General features: G+C 71.3%; 16 protein-coding genes. 9 read left to right on the top strand and 7 right to left on the bottom strand.

Annotated elements, in window-relative coordinates:
• Window positions 1-2: 2 nt before the first annotated feature.
• The gene (locus NOSIN_RS09490) at window positions 3-1,238 is read right to left on the bottom strand and encodes an MFS transporter (protein ID WP_077690380.1); all 1,236 of its coding nucleotides are present in this window, start codon (window positions 1,236-1,238) and stop codon (window positions 3-5) included.
• 136 nt (window positions 1,239-1,374) lie between these two features.
• On the opposite strand from NOSIN_RS09490, the gene NOSIN_RS09485 reads away from it, so the two are divergent.
• Complete coding sequence (locus NOSIN_RS09485) at window positions 1,375-2,637, top strand: helix-turn-helix transcriptional regulator (protein ID WP_455430047.1); 1,263 nt, start codon at window positions 1,375-1,377, stop codon at window positions 2,635-2,637.
• 452 nt (window positions 2,638-3,089) lie between these two features.
• Window positions 3,090-3,533: a recombinase family protein gene (locus tag NOSIN_RS26720; RefSeq protein ID WP_236743337.1), complete on the top strand. Its 444-nt coding sequence runs from the start codon at window positions 3,090-3,092 to the stop codon at window positions 3,531-3,533.
• Window positions 3,534-3,711: 178 nt separating this feature from the next.
• Here the strand turns inward: NOSIN_RS26720 and NOSIN_RS09475 are convergent, their stop codons facing one another.
• Genes NOSIN_RS09475 through NOSIN_RS09465 form a run of 3 tightly spaced genes read right to left on the bottom strand, consistent with a single transcriptional unit; the run spans window position 3,712 to window position 5,183 of the window.
• Complete coding sequence (locus tag NOSIN_RS09475) at window positions 3,712-4,332, bottom strand: dihydrofolate reductase family protein (RefSeq protein WP_077690379.1); 621 nt, start codon at window positions 4,330-4,332, stop codon at window positions 3,712-3,714.
• Window positions 4,332-4,838 (bottom strand): SRPBCC family protein, encoded by a 507-nt coding sequence (locus tag NOSIN_RS09470; protein WP_077690378.1) that lies wholly within the window; start codon window positions 4,836-4,838, stop codon window positions 4,332-4,334. The genes NOSIN_RS09475 and NOSIN_RS09470 overlap by 1 nt, the downstream gene beginning before the upstream one ends.
• A 3-nt stretch (window positions 4,839-4,841) precedes the next feature.
• Window positions 4,842-5,183, bottom strand: coding sequence for an ArsR/SmtB family transcription factor (locus NOSIN_RS09465; RefSeq protein WP_077693513.1), 342 nt, complete (start codon window positions 5,181-5,183; stop codon window positions 4,842-4,844).
• 339 nt (window positions 5,184-5,522) lie between these two features.
• Here NOSIN_RS09465 and NOSIN_RS09460 point away from each other — a divergent pair, with 339 nt between their 5' ends.
• The 7 genes from NOSIN_RS09460 to NOSIN_RS09430 all read left to right on the top strand — a co-directional run bounded on the left by NOSIN_RS09460 (window position 5,523) and on the right by NOSIN_RS09430 (window position 11,676).
• Window positions 5,523-6,356, top strand: coding sequence for an SDR family oxidoreductase (locus NOSIN_RS09460; protein WP_077690377.1), 834 nt, complete (start codon window positions 5,523-5,525; stop codon window positions 6,354-6,356).
• A 176-nt stretch (window positions 6,357-6,532) separates the two neighbouring features.
• Window positions 6,533-6,961 (top strand): helix-turn-helix domain-containing protein, encoded by a 429-nt coding sequence (locus NOSIN_RS09455; protein ID WP_077690376.1) that lies wholly within the window; start codon window positions 6,533-6,535, stop codon window positions 6,959-6,961.
• The gene (locus NOSIN_RS09450) at window positions 6,958-7,797 is read left to right on the top strand and encodes an alpha/beta fold hydrolase (protein WP_077690375.1); all 840 of its coding nucleotides are present in this window, start codon (window positions 6,958-6,960) and stop codon (window positions 7,795-7,797) included. Before NOSIN_RS09455 ends, NOSIN_RS09450 begins: the two co-directional genes overlap by 4 nt.
• A 46-nt stretch (window positions 7,798-7,843) precedes the next feature.
• Window positions 7,844-8,593, top strand: a complete 750-nt coding sequence (locus tag NOSIN_RS09445) for a dienelactone hydrolase family protein (RefSeq protein WP_077690374.1) — start codon at window positions 7,844-7,846, stop codon at window positions 8,591-8,593.
• A gap of 221 nt (window positions 8,594-8,814) precedes the next feature.
• Window positions 8,815-9,723, top strand: coding sequence for an aminoglycoside phosphotransferase family protein (locus tag NOSIN_RS09440; protein WP_077690373.1), 909 nt, complete (start codon window positions 8,815-8,817; stop codon window positions 9,721-9,723).
• Between the two features lie 244 nt (window positions 9,724-9,967).
• On the top strand, window positions 9,968-10,942 hold the full coding sequence (corA, locus tag NOSIN_RS09435) for a magnesium/cobalt transporter CorA (protein WP_077690372.1): 975 nt from the start codon (window positions 9,968-9,970) through the stop codon (window positions 10,940-10,942).
• Between the two features lie 131 nt (window positions 10,943-11,073).
• Entirely contained in the window at window positions 11,074-11,676 is a 603-nt protein-coding gene (locus NOSIN_RS09430) for a helix-turn-helix domain-containing protein (protein WP_077690371.1), read from the top strand.
• Between the two features lie 386 nt (window positions 11,677-12,062).
• Here NOSIN_RS09430 and NOSIN_RS09425 read toward each other — a convergent pair whose 3' ends face one another.
• From NOSIN_RS09425 to NOSIN_RS09415, 3 genes are all read right to left on the bottom strand, one after another.
• On the bottom strand, window positions 12,063-13,640 hold the full coding sequence (locus NOSIN_RS09425) for an MFS transporter (protein ID WP_077690370.1): 1,578 nt from the start codon (window positions 13,638-13,640) through the stop codon (window positions 12,063-12,065).
• A 165-nt stretch (window positions 13,641-13,805) separates the two neighbouring features.
• Window positions 13,806-14,591 (bottom strand): maleylpyruvate isomerase family mycothiol-dependent enzyme, encoded by a 786-nt coding sequence (locus NOSIN_RS09420; protein WP_077690369.1) that lies wholly within the window; start codon window positions 14,589-14,591, stop codon window positions 13,806-13,808.
• A 75-nt stretch (window positions 14,592-14,666) separates the two neighbouring features.
• Window positions 14,667-15,386: a Mut7-C RNAse domain-containing protein gene (locus NOSIN_RS09415; RefSeq protein ID WP_077693512.1), complete on the bottom strand. Its 720-nt coding sequence runs from the start codon at window positions 15,384-15,386 to the stop codon at window positions 14,667-14,669.
• Window positions 15,387-15,440 lie beyond the last annotated feature (54 nt).

The following is a 15,440-nucleotide window of genomic DNA, read 5'->3' as shown; positions in this document are numbered from 1 at the left end:
GGTCAGGACAAGGCGTTCACAGCCTCGGGACCCGCCCCCGTGCCACGGCGGCGCTGGATCACGGCCAGTGCGGTCGCGGGGATCGGCGTCAGAGCGGCGATGGCCGTCCCGACGGCGACGGGGCCCAGGGCGCCCAGACCGGTTCCGAGGGCGACGCCGCCGATCCAGGAGGCGGCCGCGGTGCCGAAGTTGAAGGCCGCGACGCTGAGCGAGGACCCCAGGGTGGGCGCGTGGGCGGCGTAGCGGACCGCCAGCGAGATCAGCACCGGGTTCGCGCCGAGGCCGAACAGCCCGAGCAGGACGAGGAGGACCGTCGTCGGGATCGGCGCACTGGAGACGAAGCAGAGCGTCAACAGGATCAGGGCCGTCGCCAGCGGCGCGGCGATCGTCGCCGTGTGCGGGCGGGTGTCGCCGAGCCGGCCGCCCAGGACGGACCCGGCGAGCGAGCCGACGCCGAAACCGGCGAGCACCAGTGGAACGAGGTTCGAGGGGATGCCCGTCTGCTCGGTGAGCAGCGGAGCGACGTAGGAGTACGCGGCCAGGACACCGCCGGTCGTGGCCGCGCAGGCCGCCAACACCAACCACAGCCGCCCGGAGCGCAGGGCGGCCAGCTCCGAGCGGACCGACACCGACCGGTGCCCGGCGCCGCCGCGGGGAACATGGCGGGCGATCATGGGCATCGCGACCACCGCGAGGACCGCCAGCGCCCAGAACGTGCCGCGCCAGCCGACGAGCTGTCCGGCGAACGCGCCGAGCGGAACTCCCAGGACGGTCGCGAGCATGCCTCCGGCGTTGACGACGCCCACGGCCCGCGAACCCGACCCCGGGCCCGCGACGCGGGTGGCGACCACCGCGGCCACGGCCCAGAACGCCCCGGTCGCCAGCGCCGTGAGGAACCGTGCGGCGAGCAGCACCCCGAAGTCGGAGCCGGCGGCGACGACCACGTGCCCGAGAGCGAACAAGCCCAGGGCGAGCATGAGCGTCACCCGCTGCGGCATCCGCAGGGTCAGCATCGCCATGAGCGGTGCGCCCACGATCATGCCGACCGCGAAGACCGTGATGAGCGTCCCCGCCTGGGCGACGCTCACCTGCACGTCGGCTGCGATGTCAGGCAGGATCCCGGCCACGACGAACTCCGTCGTGAGCATCAGGAACGTCCCCAGTGCCAGGGCGTAGACGACGAAGGGAAGGCGGGACGAACGAGCCTTGCGGGAAACCAGGGTGGCTTCGTCGTGCATGGCGGACCTCGTGCCGTGGTGGTGGTTTCGCTGCCACCCCCACTACACCGTCCGCCGCCGCCACGGAGAAGGTTGCGTTCGTGGGGGTACAACCTCAACCCCCCTGGCGCGCTCACCTGTGCCTATCGTGGAAGGCATGGACAACCGCGCGGACATCAGGGGCTTTCTCGCCAGTCGACGTGCCAAGTTGTCCCCGGAACAGGTCGGGTTCCCCCCTGGTGCCCGCCGCCGGGTCCCCGGGCTGCGTCGCGAGGAGGTCGCCGTCCTGGCCGGTGTGAGTACCGAGTGGTACACCCGGCTGGAGAAGGGCCACATCGCGGGTGTGTCCGAAGAGGTGCTCGACGCCGTCGCCCACGCGCTGCGCCTCGACGACGAGGAGCGCACCCACCTGTTCGACCTGGCCCGCGCCGCGCGTCCGGCCCACCGCAAGGCGACCTGCCGCCGCGAGGTCGCCCTCGCGCCGCCCGTGCAGTGGATGCTGGACTCCATCACGATGTCGGCGGCGTTCGTGCGCAACGGCCGGCTGGACGTGGTCGCGACCAACGCCCTGGCCGGGGCACTGCACGCGCCGATGTTCGCCAGCCAGACGACGACCGCCCACGGACGGGCCAACTTCGCCCGCTACCACTTCCTCGACCCGGCCTCCCGTGACTTCTTCGTGGACTGGCAGGCGGGGGCCGCGATGACCGTGGCGCTGCTGCGCGCCGAGGCCGGGCGTGAACCCCACGACCAGGCGCTGCGTGAACTCATCGGTGAGCTGTCCACCCTCAGCGAGGACTTCCGTGCCTTGTGGGCCTCCCACGACGTGCGCATCCACCACGGCGGCGTCAAACGCCTCCACCATCCGCAGGGTGGGCGACCTGGAGCTGACCTACCGGTCCCTGGATCTGCCGACCTCGCCGCGGGCCGCGCACGACCTCTCGCTCTACACCGCAAAACCGGGGACCCCGCACGAGGAACGGCTCAAGCTCCTCGCGAGCTGGTCCGCGCCCAGCACGGCCCACAGGCGGCAGAAGCAGGATCCACTGACCCCTCCCGAAACCGGACCGAGCAGGAACTAGCGCCCGGGGGAGTGCTTGGGGCGGGTCGAACTTCTGGAAGCACACGAACCGGGCGGCCCTCGTTGATCCCGTGGTCGCGGACCGTGTTCGGGTCGCCGAGCGAGCCGCGGAAGACGTCGGCCGTCCCGCGGACGGTCAGCGCCTTTCGGCGGGCAGTCGCACGACGGCGGGTACCGCTTCCCCTCGCCGCAGACAGCGGAGTCGCTCCATGTTCGACCCGGCAACCGTTCCCGCAGGTCGAGATCAGCCGTGCCGCAGACAACAGGGCGTTGTCCGCGGCACCATTCAGACCGGTCCTGGCGCCCCGTCAGCCGCTCACCAGCGATGACGAGCGCTGAGCGCATGATCTGACATGGATGTGCGCCAAGCCCCTGCAAGCACGTGCCCGAGGCGTTGGGCGGCACTGCCGCGATTCACGTGACGTAGCCACCGACGGGTTCCCTAGTTCTGTCGCCGGGCCTTCGGGAGCCCGGACCCGACCTGCCTCTTGCCCCTTGCAGGCTCCCTTGGTTCTCCCTCTAGTACAGCCTGGACTGTACCCGTCTCGTTTTCGGTGTCGTCCCGTGGCCCTGAGCTGCGACGCCAACGAAACTCGGAGCCCCGGGTCGGCTGCGGGCCACCCTGTGCCCTCACCTCCGGTAAGGCCCACTTATCGGAGGTGAGGATCCGAGGGCCTGTGGACGTGTTTACGTTTGCGTACTACCTATTACGTTAATTAGTAACGTAATTATCCAACGTTATTCGTGGTGAGGAGCTGAGGCGCGTCCGAAGGCTCCGCCTTCCTGCGCCGGTGAGTCCCGGCCGAGACCGACGGGCCCTCACCGATCTACGCGGCAGCGGCGTCTCGTTCGGTCTTGGCGCGAGCGTCTACGACTGGACCGACCCGGTGGGCCGCCTGTTCCTACGGGCCCCGGCGATGGTCGCGGAATCCGAGGCCGACACCGGGCACCAGCGCACCCGTGAGGGCACGGCGCCGGCGAAGAAGGACGGGAAGTTGAAGGGCAAGCAGCCGAAGCTGACCGCACGACAGCAGGCGCACCTGGCCAAGGACCGTGCCACAGGCGGGCACATCATCGCTGAGATCGCCGAGGGGATGGTAGGTGGTGAAGGAGGAGTCCTTGTGCCGCTCGATCAGCTTCAACGCGTCCTTGGCGGGCCTGTACTGGTCGTTGGAGGAGCGGAGGTCGATCACGCCGAGGAGCTTCAGCTGCTTCGTCGCCGTTCTCGTTGCTGAGAAGTTCGCCGTAGCCGGGGATCACTGCGCACGGCGGTTCGGACACCGTGTCGGCGTACACGGCCGGCTCCCCTCCTCCCCATAGGTGGGCACGTCTCGCCATCCGTCGTCGCCGCCGGGACGGGCCGGGCCGTCCGCGGGCAGTCGGCCTCGGCGGGAGAGCGCTGAGTCGGGACGGTTACCGCTCCCGGACGGCGTAGGTCAGGTGCGTCACCTTCGGGGAGGGCTCCGCGCGGATCTGCTCCAGGGCCACGCGGCCGGCGTCCACGCCCTCGAACAGGCGGATTCCCGAGCCGAACAGTACGGGTGAGAGCGCGATCGAGAACTCCTCGACCAGGCCGGCGTTCACGTACTCCAAGATCGTCGCGCCGCCGCCCGCGATGCGGACGTCGCGGTCGCCGGCGGCCTCGCGGGCCTGGCCGAGGGCGGACTCGATGCCGTCGTTGACGAAGTGGAACGTGGTCCCGCCCGGCCGCTCCCATGGGTCGCGCTTCTCGTGGGTCACGACGAAGACCGGCGTGTGGAACGGCGCCTCCTCCGGCCACATCTGCTCGCCGGCGTCGAACATGTGCTTGCCCATCACGCTCGCGCCGGTGCGCTCGAACGTCTCCCGCACGATGTCGTTGTCGCGCCCCTCCTCGCCGCCCCCGCCGAGCTTCAGGTTCTCCCGGAAGAACCGCTGCGGGAAGACCCACTGCTGTAGTTCCATCCACAGCCGCCCCATCAGTTCCTCGGGGGACTCGGGCGCGATGAAGCCGTCCAGCGACATCGACACGCTGAAGAACACCTTCCCGGCCATCAGCCCTTCGCTCCCTTCCGAACGATCTCGGCGACGTACGTAGCCAGGTTGCCCAGGGTCTGCTTGCCGCCCTCGATCGCTTGATACTTCTCGACCGCCTCGTCGCGCAGTTCCTTGGTAGGGAACACCGTGCGCATCTCGATCCGGGTCGCCGTACCGTCGGGCTCGAACGTGAGGACCGACTCGAAGGCGTTCGGGTCGTCGCGGGCCTCACCGTGGAGCATCGCGATCCGTTCCGGCGGGGTGAGCTCGGTCCAGGTGATCCACTCCTGGTAGTCCGTCCCGTCCGGTCCGTGCATCACGAAGTCCCACGCTCCGCCGACGCGGAACTCGAACGCCCGCGTGGTGGTGGTGAACCCCTCCGGCCCCCACCACCGTGACAGGTGCCGCACCTCGGTGAACGCCTCGAACACCAGCTCCCGTGGGGCGTGGACAACCCGGGAGATCACGATTTCGCGGTCGGCCGTCGCTGACCGCGCCGACGTGTCCCGTCCTGTGGCTGCCATCGGTCACTCCTCCTGTTTTGCCTGCTTGAGGTCCTGCACGTACTCGTCCAGCCGGTCGAAGCTCTCGTTCCAGAACCGCTCGAACCCGCCGGTCCACTCGTGGACCGGTCGCAGCCCGCTGGCGTCGAGGCCGTACAGGCGCTGCTTGCCTGCCCTGCGGTCCCGCACCAGCCCGACCTCCCGGAGTACCCGCAGGTGTTTGGACGCCCCCGGCTGGGTCATCCCCAGCTCCTGGGCCAACTCGGTCACCGGCCGCTCACCCGAGCGCAACAGCACCAGGATCTCCCGGCGCTGCGGCTCGGCGATCGCGTTGAAGACGTCCGACGTCGTCGCTGCTCGTGCCATGGACTCCATCATATTCCCATATAGGTATGCGTCAAGCCGAAGGAATCCGCGGGTCCTGTCGGACAACGAGCGTGACCCTTTCAGCAGCGGCGGAAGCGGAGCGGTGGCAGGCTCCGGTGACCGGCGCGAGCGACCCGGTCCAGGCGGAGACCGTCACGCTTCCTGCGCGCATCACCACGCGCAGGCACCTGGGACGGGCCTTCGGGCCGGGCATCACCCCCTGCGGCGAGGATCTCCCCGGGGCCGGCCGCTCACGAAGGGCCGGCTCGCCCCGAGCCCGGGTGAGCCGCGGCATGGGGCGTGGACGGCGGGAACCGGTCGGCGGTAGCGTGATCGCCCATGACAGTCCTCGTCGTCGGCGGTAGCGGATTCCTCGGCGGCGAGGTCGTCCGGCAGTCGCTGGCCGCGAACCGTCAGGTGGCCGCGACGTACCTGAGGCGACAGGCCGACGTGGACGGGGCGTCGTGGTTCGCCCTGGACGTTCGAAGCCGCCACCAGGTCGCCGACCTGGTCGCCGCGGTGCGACCGGACGTGGTCGTCAACGCCGCGTTCCGGCAGACCGACTGGGCGAGCACCGCGGACGGGGCCGCGCACGTGGCCCTCGCCTCCGCCGCGGTCGGTGCGCGGCTGGTCCATGTCTCCAGCGACGCCGTGTTCTCCGGTGCCGCGACCCGCTACGACGAGACGGCGGTCCCCGACCCGATCACCCCCTACGGCGCCGCCAAGGCCGCGGCCGAGACAGCGGTCACGGCCATCAGCCCGGGTGCGGTGATCGCCCGTACCTCGTTGATCATCGGCGAGGGCGGGTCCTTCCACGAACGCCGGGTGCGGGCTCTGGCCACAGGCGAGGTCACCGGAGCGCTGTTCACCGACGACGTGCGCTGCCCCGTCCATGTGTGCGACCTGGCCGCCGCGCTCCGGGAACTCGCATCGTCCGACCACTGCGGCATCCACCACGTCGCCGGAACCGACGCGGTCAGCCGCCACGAACTGGGAGTCCTGATCGCCCGTCGGGACGGTCTCGACCCCGCCGCGCTGCCCTTCGGGCGACGGGCCCGCACCCATGCCGGACCGCTCGACGTGCGCCTGGACTGCACGTTCACCCAGCAGCGTCTACGCACCACGCTGCGCGGCGCCCGCCGGTTTCTGTCGGCTTCGACGGGCAGGGCCTAGCGGCGGCCGGTGCCGACGCCGGCGTGCCCCACCAGTTCGTCTCGGTGACCAGCCTGCCGTGGTCGCCTCGGTCCCGGCCGCGGAGGCGTTCCCCAACGAGCCTTCCCACATACATTCCCTGTTTTCCTCCTGAATACATGCTTGAAGGGGAAAACAGAGGAAGATAGGGTTCCTTCGTGGCAGATCGTTTCTACTCCGTGGACCAGGTCGCCGACCTACTGGGCCTCCACGTGCGCACCATCCGCAACTATGTGCGCGACGGGCGGCTGCACGCGGTGCGCGTCGGCAAGCAGTACCGCATCACGCACTCCGACCTGGAGGCCTTCACCGGCGCCCGTGTCCCGGCGTCGGCCGACGAGCCGGCTCCGCCACGGCACACCGAGGTGTCGAGCATCGTCGAGATCGACGGGATCGACGCCCGCACCGCCGACCGGGTGAGCACCCTGCTCACCAGCATGGCCGCCGGTCCCCGCCCCGGAGGACAGCCACTGCGCGTGGAGACCGTCTACGACCGCGACCGGGCCCGGATGAAGGTCATCGTCCTGGGCGGCCTGGGGGAGACCGCCAGCCTGTTCGACTACCTGGAAGGCGTCCTGGCCTCATGAGCACGATCTACACCTCTCCGACCGGCGAGCGTGAACTCAGGCTCCACTACCGCCGTGCCCTGGAGTCCTGGCCGGTGCCCGCCGACCACCTGCGCATATCCACCGGTCAGGGCGAGACCTTCGTGTTGGCCTGCGGACCTCAGGACGGGCCCGCGGTCCTGCTCCTGCACGGCTCGGGCGCCAACGCCACCGCCTGGAACGCGGACGTCACCGAGCTGGCGCGCCGCGCACGCGTGTACGCCGTCGACGTCATCGGCGAACCCGGCCTGAGCGCTCCCTCGCGCCCGCCCCTGGACTCCGGCGCCCACGCCCGGTGGCTGGAGGAGGTCCTGGACGGGCTCGGACTCACCAGCGCCGCGGTCGTGGGGATGTCCCTCGGCGGGTGGATGGCCCTGGACCTGGCCACCCGCTGCCCGGAGCGGGTGCGGCGCCTGGGCCTGCTGTGCCCGGGCGGACTGGGCCGGCAGCGCACCGGGAGAATCCTCCTGAGCATGGCGCTGCGCGTCTTCGGCGCCCGGGGCCGACGCAGGTCCGTCCGGTCCATGACCGGCCTGTCGGAGACCGAGGACCGCTCCGTCCTGGACGCGGTGGAGCGCACCTTCGCCCACTTCCGGCCGCGCACCGAGGGGCTGCCCCGATTCTCCGACCAGGCCCTGGGACGCCTGACCATGCCCGTGCTGGCGATCGTCGGAGAGCGCGACGCCATGTTCGACTCCCGGCAGAGCGCCCGGCGCCTGCGGGCGCGGGTTCCCCACGCCACCGTGACCGTCCTGCCCGGTACCGGCCACGCAGTCCTGGGCCAGGGCGCGGCGATCGCGGCGTTCCTGGACGCCTGAGACCACCGCCCGGCCGAGCACACCCTGAGGAAGAGGAAGACCCGCCATGCCCACCAAGACGCTGCAGATTCCCACCCCGGACGGCCAGGCCGACGCCTTCGCCGCCTTCCCCGACCGCGGCGGGCAGCACCCGGGGGTGCTGTTGTACATGGACGCCATCGGTGTGCGGCCCGTACTGGAGGAGATGGCCCACGAACTGGCCGGGCACGGGTACTACGTACTCGTCCCCAACCTCTTCTACCGGCACGGCCCGGCACCGGTGACCGAACTCCCCGAGCACATCGGGGCAGAGGACCGGCCCGCGCTCTTCGCCCGGCTGATGCCCCTGATCAAGGCGCACACCACCGAAAACGCCCTGCGCGACGCCGACGCCTATCTCAGGTTCCTCGCCGCCCGGCCCGAGGTCAGCGCCGGACCGGTCGCCGTGATCGGCTACTGCATGGGCGCCGTTCTGGCGATGCGCACCGCGGCGGCCCACCCCGGCCAGGTGGCCGCCGTCGCCGGATTCCACCCCGGCTCCCTGGTCACCGACGCGCCCGACAGCCCGCACCTCCTCGCCCCCGAGCTCACCGCCCGGGTCCACCTCGGCATCGCCGAGAACGACATGACCGCCGAGGCCGTCGGCGAGCTCGACCGGGCCCTGGACGCCGCGGGCGTCGACCACACCTGCGAGATCTACCCCGGCACCGTCCACGGGTTCACCATGTCCGACACCGACGCCTTCGACCCCTCCGCGCTGCGGCGCCACTGGGACCGCCTGCTCCCCCTCCTCGACCGCGCCCTGACCAGCAGTTGAGGCTCCGGCTGGGAGACCGCACCTGAAGTACACGGCCCGGGTGCCTTCGCGGCCTGTTCGCCGTGCTCACGCCTCGTCCGCGGCACGGTCGCGGGCGAGGCGCCGCGGACGGGTCCGGGGCCGGTGGCGCGTGGGGAAATCCGGTGGACAGGCGGGGCGCCGGGCGCTGTGATGGCAGGGATCGCCCGTCGCACGAAGCGGGCCCACCGAAGGAGCAGCCCTTGGCGACCGGGAGGGGTGCCAACGCCCGCCCCGTAATCGATGCCGCGCTGGTCAGGCGTTTGGTCGACACCCAGTTCCCGCAGTGGGCCGAGTCGGCTCTGGAGCCGGTCGACCCGTCCGGCTCGGACCATGTGATCTATCGGCTGGGCGGGGAGCTCTCGGTCCGGCTGCCCCGCCATGCCGGGGCGATGGGCCAGGCCGAGAAGGAGTCCGAGTGGCTGCCCCGGCTCGCCCCGCACCTGCCGCTGGCCATCCCGGTGCCGGTGGGTGTGGGAGAGCCCGACTTCGGTTTTCCCTGGCCATGGGCGGTGTCACGCTGGCTGGACGGCGAGGTGGCGACCGTCGAGGCGCTGGGCGACTCCTGTGCGGCCGCCGTCGAACTGGCGGAGTTCCTGACCGCCCTCCAACGGTTCGCGCCCGGGGACGTGCCGGTCCGGGACGCTCGTGGGAACCTCGCCGGCGGGTCGCTGGCCGACCGGGACCAGGCCACGCGGGCCGCCATCGCCGCCCTGGCCGGGTCGGGCGGCGCGTTCGACACCGCCGCGATGACCGAGTTGTGGGACGCGGCGCTCGCAGCCCCCGGATGGGACCGTCCCGCGGTCTGGTTCCACGGCGACTTCCACACCGGCAACCTGCTGACCGTCGACGGACGCCTCAGCGCGGTGATCGACTTCGGCGGGCTCGGTGTCGGCGACCCGGCCTGCGACATGACCGTCGCCTTCACCCTGATGTCCCAGGGGAGCCGTGCCGCCTTCCGTGCCGCGCTCGGTGTCGACGACGCCACCTGGACGCGGGGCCGCGGCTGGGCCCTGGCCACCGGCCTGAACGCCTACACCTCCTATGCCTCCGTCGATCCGCGGATCGCCGCACAGACGACGCGTCAGATCACCCAGGCCCTCGCCGGCTAGGTTCTGTCCGGTGGACTCGGTGCTGTGTCGCCGGGGGTGGCGAGGGCGTTGACGGGGCCGCCGGAGGTCTCGCGGGTGCGCCCGCTCATATCTCACGGGCGCACCGCGGGGGCTGGAGGTTCCCCTACCCGCGGCGTCCGGGCACGGGGCGAAGCGCGGCGGAGCATCGAGGAAACACCGCCTGGTCCGTGCGTACTTGTCCCGTGTCCCGACCTTCGGGGGAACCGGGCCATAATGGGGGCCCGTGATCACAGATAAGGCGATTTACCACCACGGGCAGTGGCAGGACATCGAAGGCGACATCAGCGACACCTTCGACAGGGCCCGTGAGGACGAGGACGACTGTTTCGTGTGGATCGGGCTCCACGAGCCCACCGAGGGGGAGTTCAGCCTCATCGAGGAGGAACTCACGCTCCACCCCCTGGCCGTCGAGGACGCGCTCACCGCCCACCAGCGCCCCAAGATGGAACGCTACGGCGAAACGCTCTTCGTCGTGGTCAAGACGCTGTCCTACCGCGAGGCCACCTCCGACGTCGAGGTCGGCGAGGTCATGCTGTTCCTCGGCGAGGACTTCGTGGTCAGTGTCCGCCACGGCGCCGCCGACCCGTTCGGCCGGGTCCGCGAGCGCCTGGAGGCCGAACCCGCCCTGCTGGCCGCCGGTCCCGCCGCGGTGCTGTACGGGGTGTGCGACGAGATCGTCGACCACTACGGCGTGGTGGTGCACCAGATCGAGTCCGACATCATCGAGCTGGAACGGGTGGTCTTTCGTCCCCGCGGCGCGGACGTCACCGAGGACATCCACCACCTCAAACGCGAGGTGCTGGAGTTCCGCAGCGCCGAGAGCCCGCTCATCCCGGTGCTCCAGGAGATCACCAAGGGGAGGATCCACAGGTTCGAGCACACCCGGGAGTACTTCCGCGACGTCCTGGACCACCTGCTGCGGGTCAACGACGGGGTCGGCGACCACAACGAGTTGCTCACCAGCGCGCTGACCGCCCACCTCGCGTTGTTGGGCAAACAGCAGAACGAGGACGTCCGCAAGATCTCCTCCTGGGCGGCCGTCATCGCGATCCCCACCATGATCGCCGGGTTCTACGGCATGAACTTCGACCACATGCCCGAACTGCACTGGCTGTTCGGGTACCCGATCGTCATGGGGGTGATGGTCGGGGCCTCCGCCCTGGCCTACCACCGGCTCCGCAGGAACGGCTGGTTGTAGGGGCGGGCCGTGCGGGTCACCGCGGCGGGGCCGTCACCGTGTCGACCGGTCGTCGTGGCCGCCTGCCCGGCCAGCGTGTGACCCCGCCTCCGCTTGCGCAACATCTGTTGCCGCCATGGCAAAATAGTGGGATGGACAACGACCTCGACCACACACTCGGAGCGGTCGGACAGCGTCTGCGCGTGCTGCGCCGGCAGCGGGAGGCCACGCTGGCCGAGCTGTCGGAGGCGACCGGTATCTCGGTGAGCACCCTGTCCAGGCTGGAGTCCGGTGCCCGTCGTCCGACTCTGGAACTCCTGCTTCCCCTGGCCAGGGTCCACGGCGTCACCCTGGACGAGCTCGTCGACGCCCCGCCCACCGGTGATCCGCGCATCCACCTGCGCCCGGTCAGCCTGCACGGCATGACCATGCTGCCCCTGACCCGCCGTGCCGGCGGTATCCAGGCCTACAAGCTGGTGATCTCGCCCGGCAGCCGCCGGGAGCCCGACCCGCAGACCCACGAGGGCTATGAGTGGCTCTACGTCCTCAACGGAAGGCTGCGGGTCGTGCTGGGTGAGCGCGACCTGGTGCTCTCACCCGGTGAGGCGGCCGAGTTCGACACCCGCGTGCCGCACTGGTTCGGTGCCGCCGACACCGAACCGGTCGAGTTCCTGAGCCTGTTCGGCAGGCAGGGTGAGCGCGCGCACCTGCGTGCCCGTCCTCGGGCGGGACGCTCTTCCGAGCAGGACGACTAGGGCGTGTGTGGTGGATGCCGCCCGTCGTTTGGAGAGCGCTGCGCGCGAAGCGCGACCGTTGAGGGCGGTGGGAGGGAGACGGGCGGGCGTATCCGGTGGTGGCCTCGCAAGGCCGAAGAAGAAGCGCCCCTACTGTGCCTGCCTCGCGAGCTCGGCAGTGTCGCACAGCGGGGGCCCTCCTGGTCTGGCTGTTGACTGATGAGAACGCGGCGAGGGTGCCGCTGGGGCGTCGCGCAGCAGGGTGAGTATTCGCCATACATGCCCTAGGGCCTTCGGTCCTGTGCCGCCGGGGGCGGCGGGCACGCCGTAGGGCCCAAGGCTCCCGTGCCCCGGCGTCCGAGCACGAGGCGAAGCGCGGCCCAGGGGTGTCGGCGCGGGGAGGTGCCTCAGGCCCTGGTCTGGTTCTCGTCGTCGTGCCGGTCGTGTGCGTCGCCGCCGGGATGGGTGGGTGCGGTGGTGCCCGCGTTACGCAGGAGCGCGGCGGCCGTGAGGGTGACAGCGCCCAGCAGGACCGCCAGTGCGATGGTGCTCACCCGCATTCCCTGCACGAAGGCCTCCCGTGCCACGGTGAGCAGTTCCCCACCGCTGGGCCCGGCCAGTTCCCGGGCCGCGGCCACCGCGCCGCCGAGGGTGTCGCGTGCGGCCTCGACCGCCTCAGGCGGTGTGTCGGCGGGAAGGGCGGCCCCGGTCACCTGGCGGCGGTAGACGGCGGCGCCCAGGCTTCCGGCGATCGCCACTCCGAGCGCGATGCCCAGTTCGTTGCCGGTCTCGGCCGTGCCCGAGGCCGTTCCGGCGCGTTCGGGCGGGGCGCTGCTGATGATCATGTCGTAGGTCAGCACCATCGCAGGGTTGAGTGCGAGGTTGAGCAGGGTGAACCCGGCCACGGTCGGGGCCAGTCCGGAGGGGCCGGCCGCGGCGATCAGGAGGAGGCCGACCACGCCCAGGGCGAACGCGCCGGTGATCACGTGTACCGGTCTCGTTCGTCGGGAGAGCAGGGGGACCAGCAGGTTCGCCGCCACGCCCGCGACCATCGCGGGCACGGTCCACAGCCCGGCCTCCAGCGGGGACAGGCCCAGTACCAGTTGTAGGTACTGCATGACGAAGAACTGGACGGCGCCCAGGACGAACAGGCCGGTGGTCTGGGCTCCCAGGGACACGCTGAAACCGCGGTGGGAGAAGAGCTCCAGGTCCAGCAGCGGGTCGGCCAGCCGCCGCTGCCGCCGTACGAAGGCCCATCCCAGGAGGGCTCCGGCGGCGGCGGAGAGCAGGGGTGCGGCGGCCGGGCCGTCCCTGGCCACCTCCTTGATCCCGTACACCACGGGCAGGATCGAGGCGATCGCCAGCACGACGCTGGCCGGGTCCGGGCGGCCCGCGTCGGGGGAGCGGTACTCCGGTACCACCAGCGGTCCCAGCAGGAGCAGGACGAGCATCACCGGTACCGCGGGCAGGAAGACCGAACCCCACCAGAACGTCTCCAGCAGGGCACCGCCCACCAGTGGTCCGATGGCGCCTCCGAGCATGAAGTTGGCCGACCACACCGCGATGGCGAACCTGCGCTGTACCGGGTCGCGGAACATGTTGCTGATCAGCGACAGCGTGGAGGGCAACAGGGTGGCGCCGGTGATCCCCAACAGGGCGCGGGCCAGGATCAGTACCTGGACGCTGGTGGAGAGGGCGGCGAGCACCGAGGCGGCGCCGAAGGCGAACGCCCCGGCCAACAGCAGCCTGCGGCGGCCGATCCGGTCGCCCAGCGTGCCCATGGCGACCAGGAGTCCGGCGATCATGAAGCCGTAGATGTCCACGATCCAGAGCACCTGTGTGCTCGTGGGCCGCAGGTCGGTGCTCAGGTGCGGCACGGCCAGGTGCAGCACGGTGAAGTCCAGTGCGATCACCAGCGCGGGCAGGGACAGTACGGCCAGTCCCACCCACTGGCGTGCCCCCGCCCGGTGTGCGGCCTCGGACATGGTCGGGTCTCCTTGGTTGTTCCGGTGTCCCCGCGAGGCCGCGGTTTCGCGTTGGCCCGGGGGCGGGGGTGGGCGGGGACGCGCTTCGCCGTGCACCCGCGGGACCGGCTTGCTCCTGTGCCGGGCGGGGCGGGAAGGGGCCGCCGGTGAAGGTGCCGGGGTCTCTCAGCGGCGCCACTGTACCCGGGCGCGTTCGCGCCACAGGTCCAGAGCCCCGCGATCGCCGGTGACCGTGCAGCGGCCGCCACCGGACCGGTTCCACAGCAGGAGGTACAGCTCGTGCGCCGGTCCGGTCACGGTGGTGTCGGCGTCGGGACCGGTCCCGCGCGTGCTCGTGCGGCCGGTGGGGGTCAGCGACATCGTCCAGCCCTGTCCGGTGTCGGTGGTCTCCAGGGCCAGTACCAGCGGGGGGTCGGCCACCAGGGGGCCGCCCGGCCTGGCGAAGAAACCCAGGAGGAGTTCCTCCACCCCGTCGGCGGCCAGTGCCGGGTCGCCGGGGTCGGCCGCTCCCTCCTCGGGGGCGGGGGCGTGTTCCGGGTGCGCCGACTGGGCGTCGACGCGGTGGACGGCGGTCTCGTGGGCCTGGCGGCGCGCCCAGAACGCCAGGGGTGAGGGTGCGGGCAGGAAGGTGAGGCACTCGGTGTCGGGGGCGGCGTCGGAGAGGGTCCTCACCAGGTGGGCGTGGCCGTCACGGAACCAGTCCAGGAGGGTGTCGTCCCCGGGGTGGGGGAACACCGCCTTGGCTGCCTGGCCCCGTACCGGTGGTCCGCCGTTGCCGGAGGCCACGTGCGCCGCGGCCCAGCGGTGTACCTGACCGGTGTGGGCGAGCAGGTCGCGCACCCGCCATCCGGGGCAGGCGGCCACCACGGCGTCGAGTCCGTTGGCGGCGGCGGACTCGGCCATCAGGCGGCCTTCACGGTCCAGGGCGGCGATGTGCGCGGTGACGTTCACGCCGACATGGTGGCACACCGGCCACCGCGGATTCGCATCCGGGCCGGAGCGCGGGAGGGGCACGCGGTCCCGCGCTCAGGTGGAGCGGTCGGACACGAACTCCTGGGCCTGGTGCACGATCCTGGCCAGGTGTGGGTGGTGGGCTCCGGGCCAGTACACCCGGCCGCAGGAACGACAGCGCGAGAACGCCTCGTAGGTGGCGCGGGTGCCCGGTTCCAGCCGGCTCTGGACCTGGTGTTTGGCCGCCGGCGCCAGTGCGCCGTTGCACGCCGGGCACCGTGTCCAGGGGTGCAGTGATGGTGCGAACCGCTCCAGGACCTCGCGCAGCTGGTCGTCGGGGTGGTCCTGGTGTATGTGGGCGCCCGCTCGCAGGTCCCGGCGGCGCAGGAGTCCGCGGTCGCGGGTGAGCAGCACCCTCTCCTCGGCGTTGGCCTGTTCCATCAGCGCCTGGTCGTCGCGGTCGTTGTCGTAGGCGGTGTCCACGCCCAGCAGGCGCAGGCGGCGGGCCAGGGTGCCCAGGTGCACGTCGAGCAGGAACCGTGTGTGTCCGAAGGGCGGGGTCTGCGGCCATCGCACGGCCAGGACGTCGACGACGTCGCCCGGGCACGGGCGGTGGGCGGGTGGGCGGGGGTGGCCGTTGACGCGCAGGGAACCGACCTCGGTCAGCGGAACGCCCAGTGACTGCACGACGTGGCCCAGGGTGGAGGTGGGCTCCGTCTCCACGCGCACCGGTCCGTGTCTGCGCCGTGGGGTGAGGAAGAAGCGTAGTTCGGGCGCGAAGTGCAGATCCAGCATCACCCGTTCCATTCCTCCAGCATGCCACGGGGGCGTGCCGTGTCCCTGGTGGAC

The sequence above is a fragment of the Nocardiopsis sinuspersici genome, from assembly GCF_001998325.1.
GTDB lineage: Bacteria > Actinomycetota > Actinomycetes > Streptosporangiales > Streptosporangiaceae > Nocardiopsis > Nocardiopsis sinuspersici.
This window is presented reverse-complemented; position numbering and strand designations above follow the sequence as displayed.

Coding starts and splice junctions, on each gene's coding strand:
- NOSIN_RS09490 (WP_077690380.1), bottom strand. CDS start 1,238: ATGCACGACGAAGCCACCCTGGTTTCCCGCAAGGCTCGTTCGTCCCGC.
- NOSIN_RS09485 (WP_455430047.1), top strand. CDS start 1,375: ATGGACAACCGCGCGGACATCAGGGGCTTTCTCGCCAGTCGACGTGCC.
- NOSIN_RS09475 (WP_077690379.1), bottom strand. CDS start 4,332: ATGGCCGGGAAGGTGTTCTTCAGCGTGTCGATGTCGCTGGACGGCTTC.
- NOSIN_RS09470 (WP_077690378.1), bottom strand. CDS start 4,838: ATGGCAGCCACAGGACGGGACACGTCGGCGCGGTCAGCGACGGCCGAC.
- NOSIN_RS09465 (WP_077693513.1), bottom strand. CDS start 5,183: ATGGCACGAGCAGCGACGACGTCGGACGTCTTCAACGCGATCGCCGAG.
- NOSIN_RS09460 (WP_077690377.1), top strand. CDS start 5,523: ATGACAGTCCTCGTCGTCGGCGGTAGCGGATTCCTCGGCGGCGAGGTC.
- NOSIN_RS09450 (WP_077690375.1), top strand. CDS start 6,958: ATGAGCACGATCTACACCTCTCCGACCGGCGAGCGTGAACTCAGGCTC.
- NOSIN_RS09445 (WP_077690374.1), top strand. CDS start 7,844: ATGCCCACCAAGACGCTGCAGATTCCCACCCCGGACGGCCAGGCCGAC.
- NOSIN_RS09430 (WP_077690371.1), top strand. CDS start 11,074: ATGGACAACGACCTCGACCACACACTCGGAGCGGTCGGACAGCGTCTG.
- NOSIN_RS09425 (WP_077690370.1), bottom strand. CDS start 13,640: ATGTCCGAGGCCGCACACCGGGCGGGGGCACGCCAGTGGGTGGGACTG.
- NOSIN_RS09415 (WP_077693512.1), bottom strand. CDS start 15,386: ATGCTGGATCTGCACTTCGCGCCCGAACTACGCTTCTTCCTCACCCCA.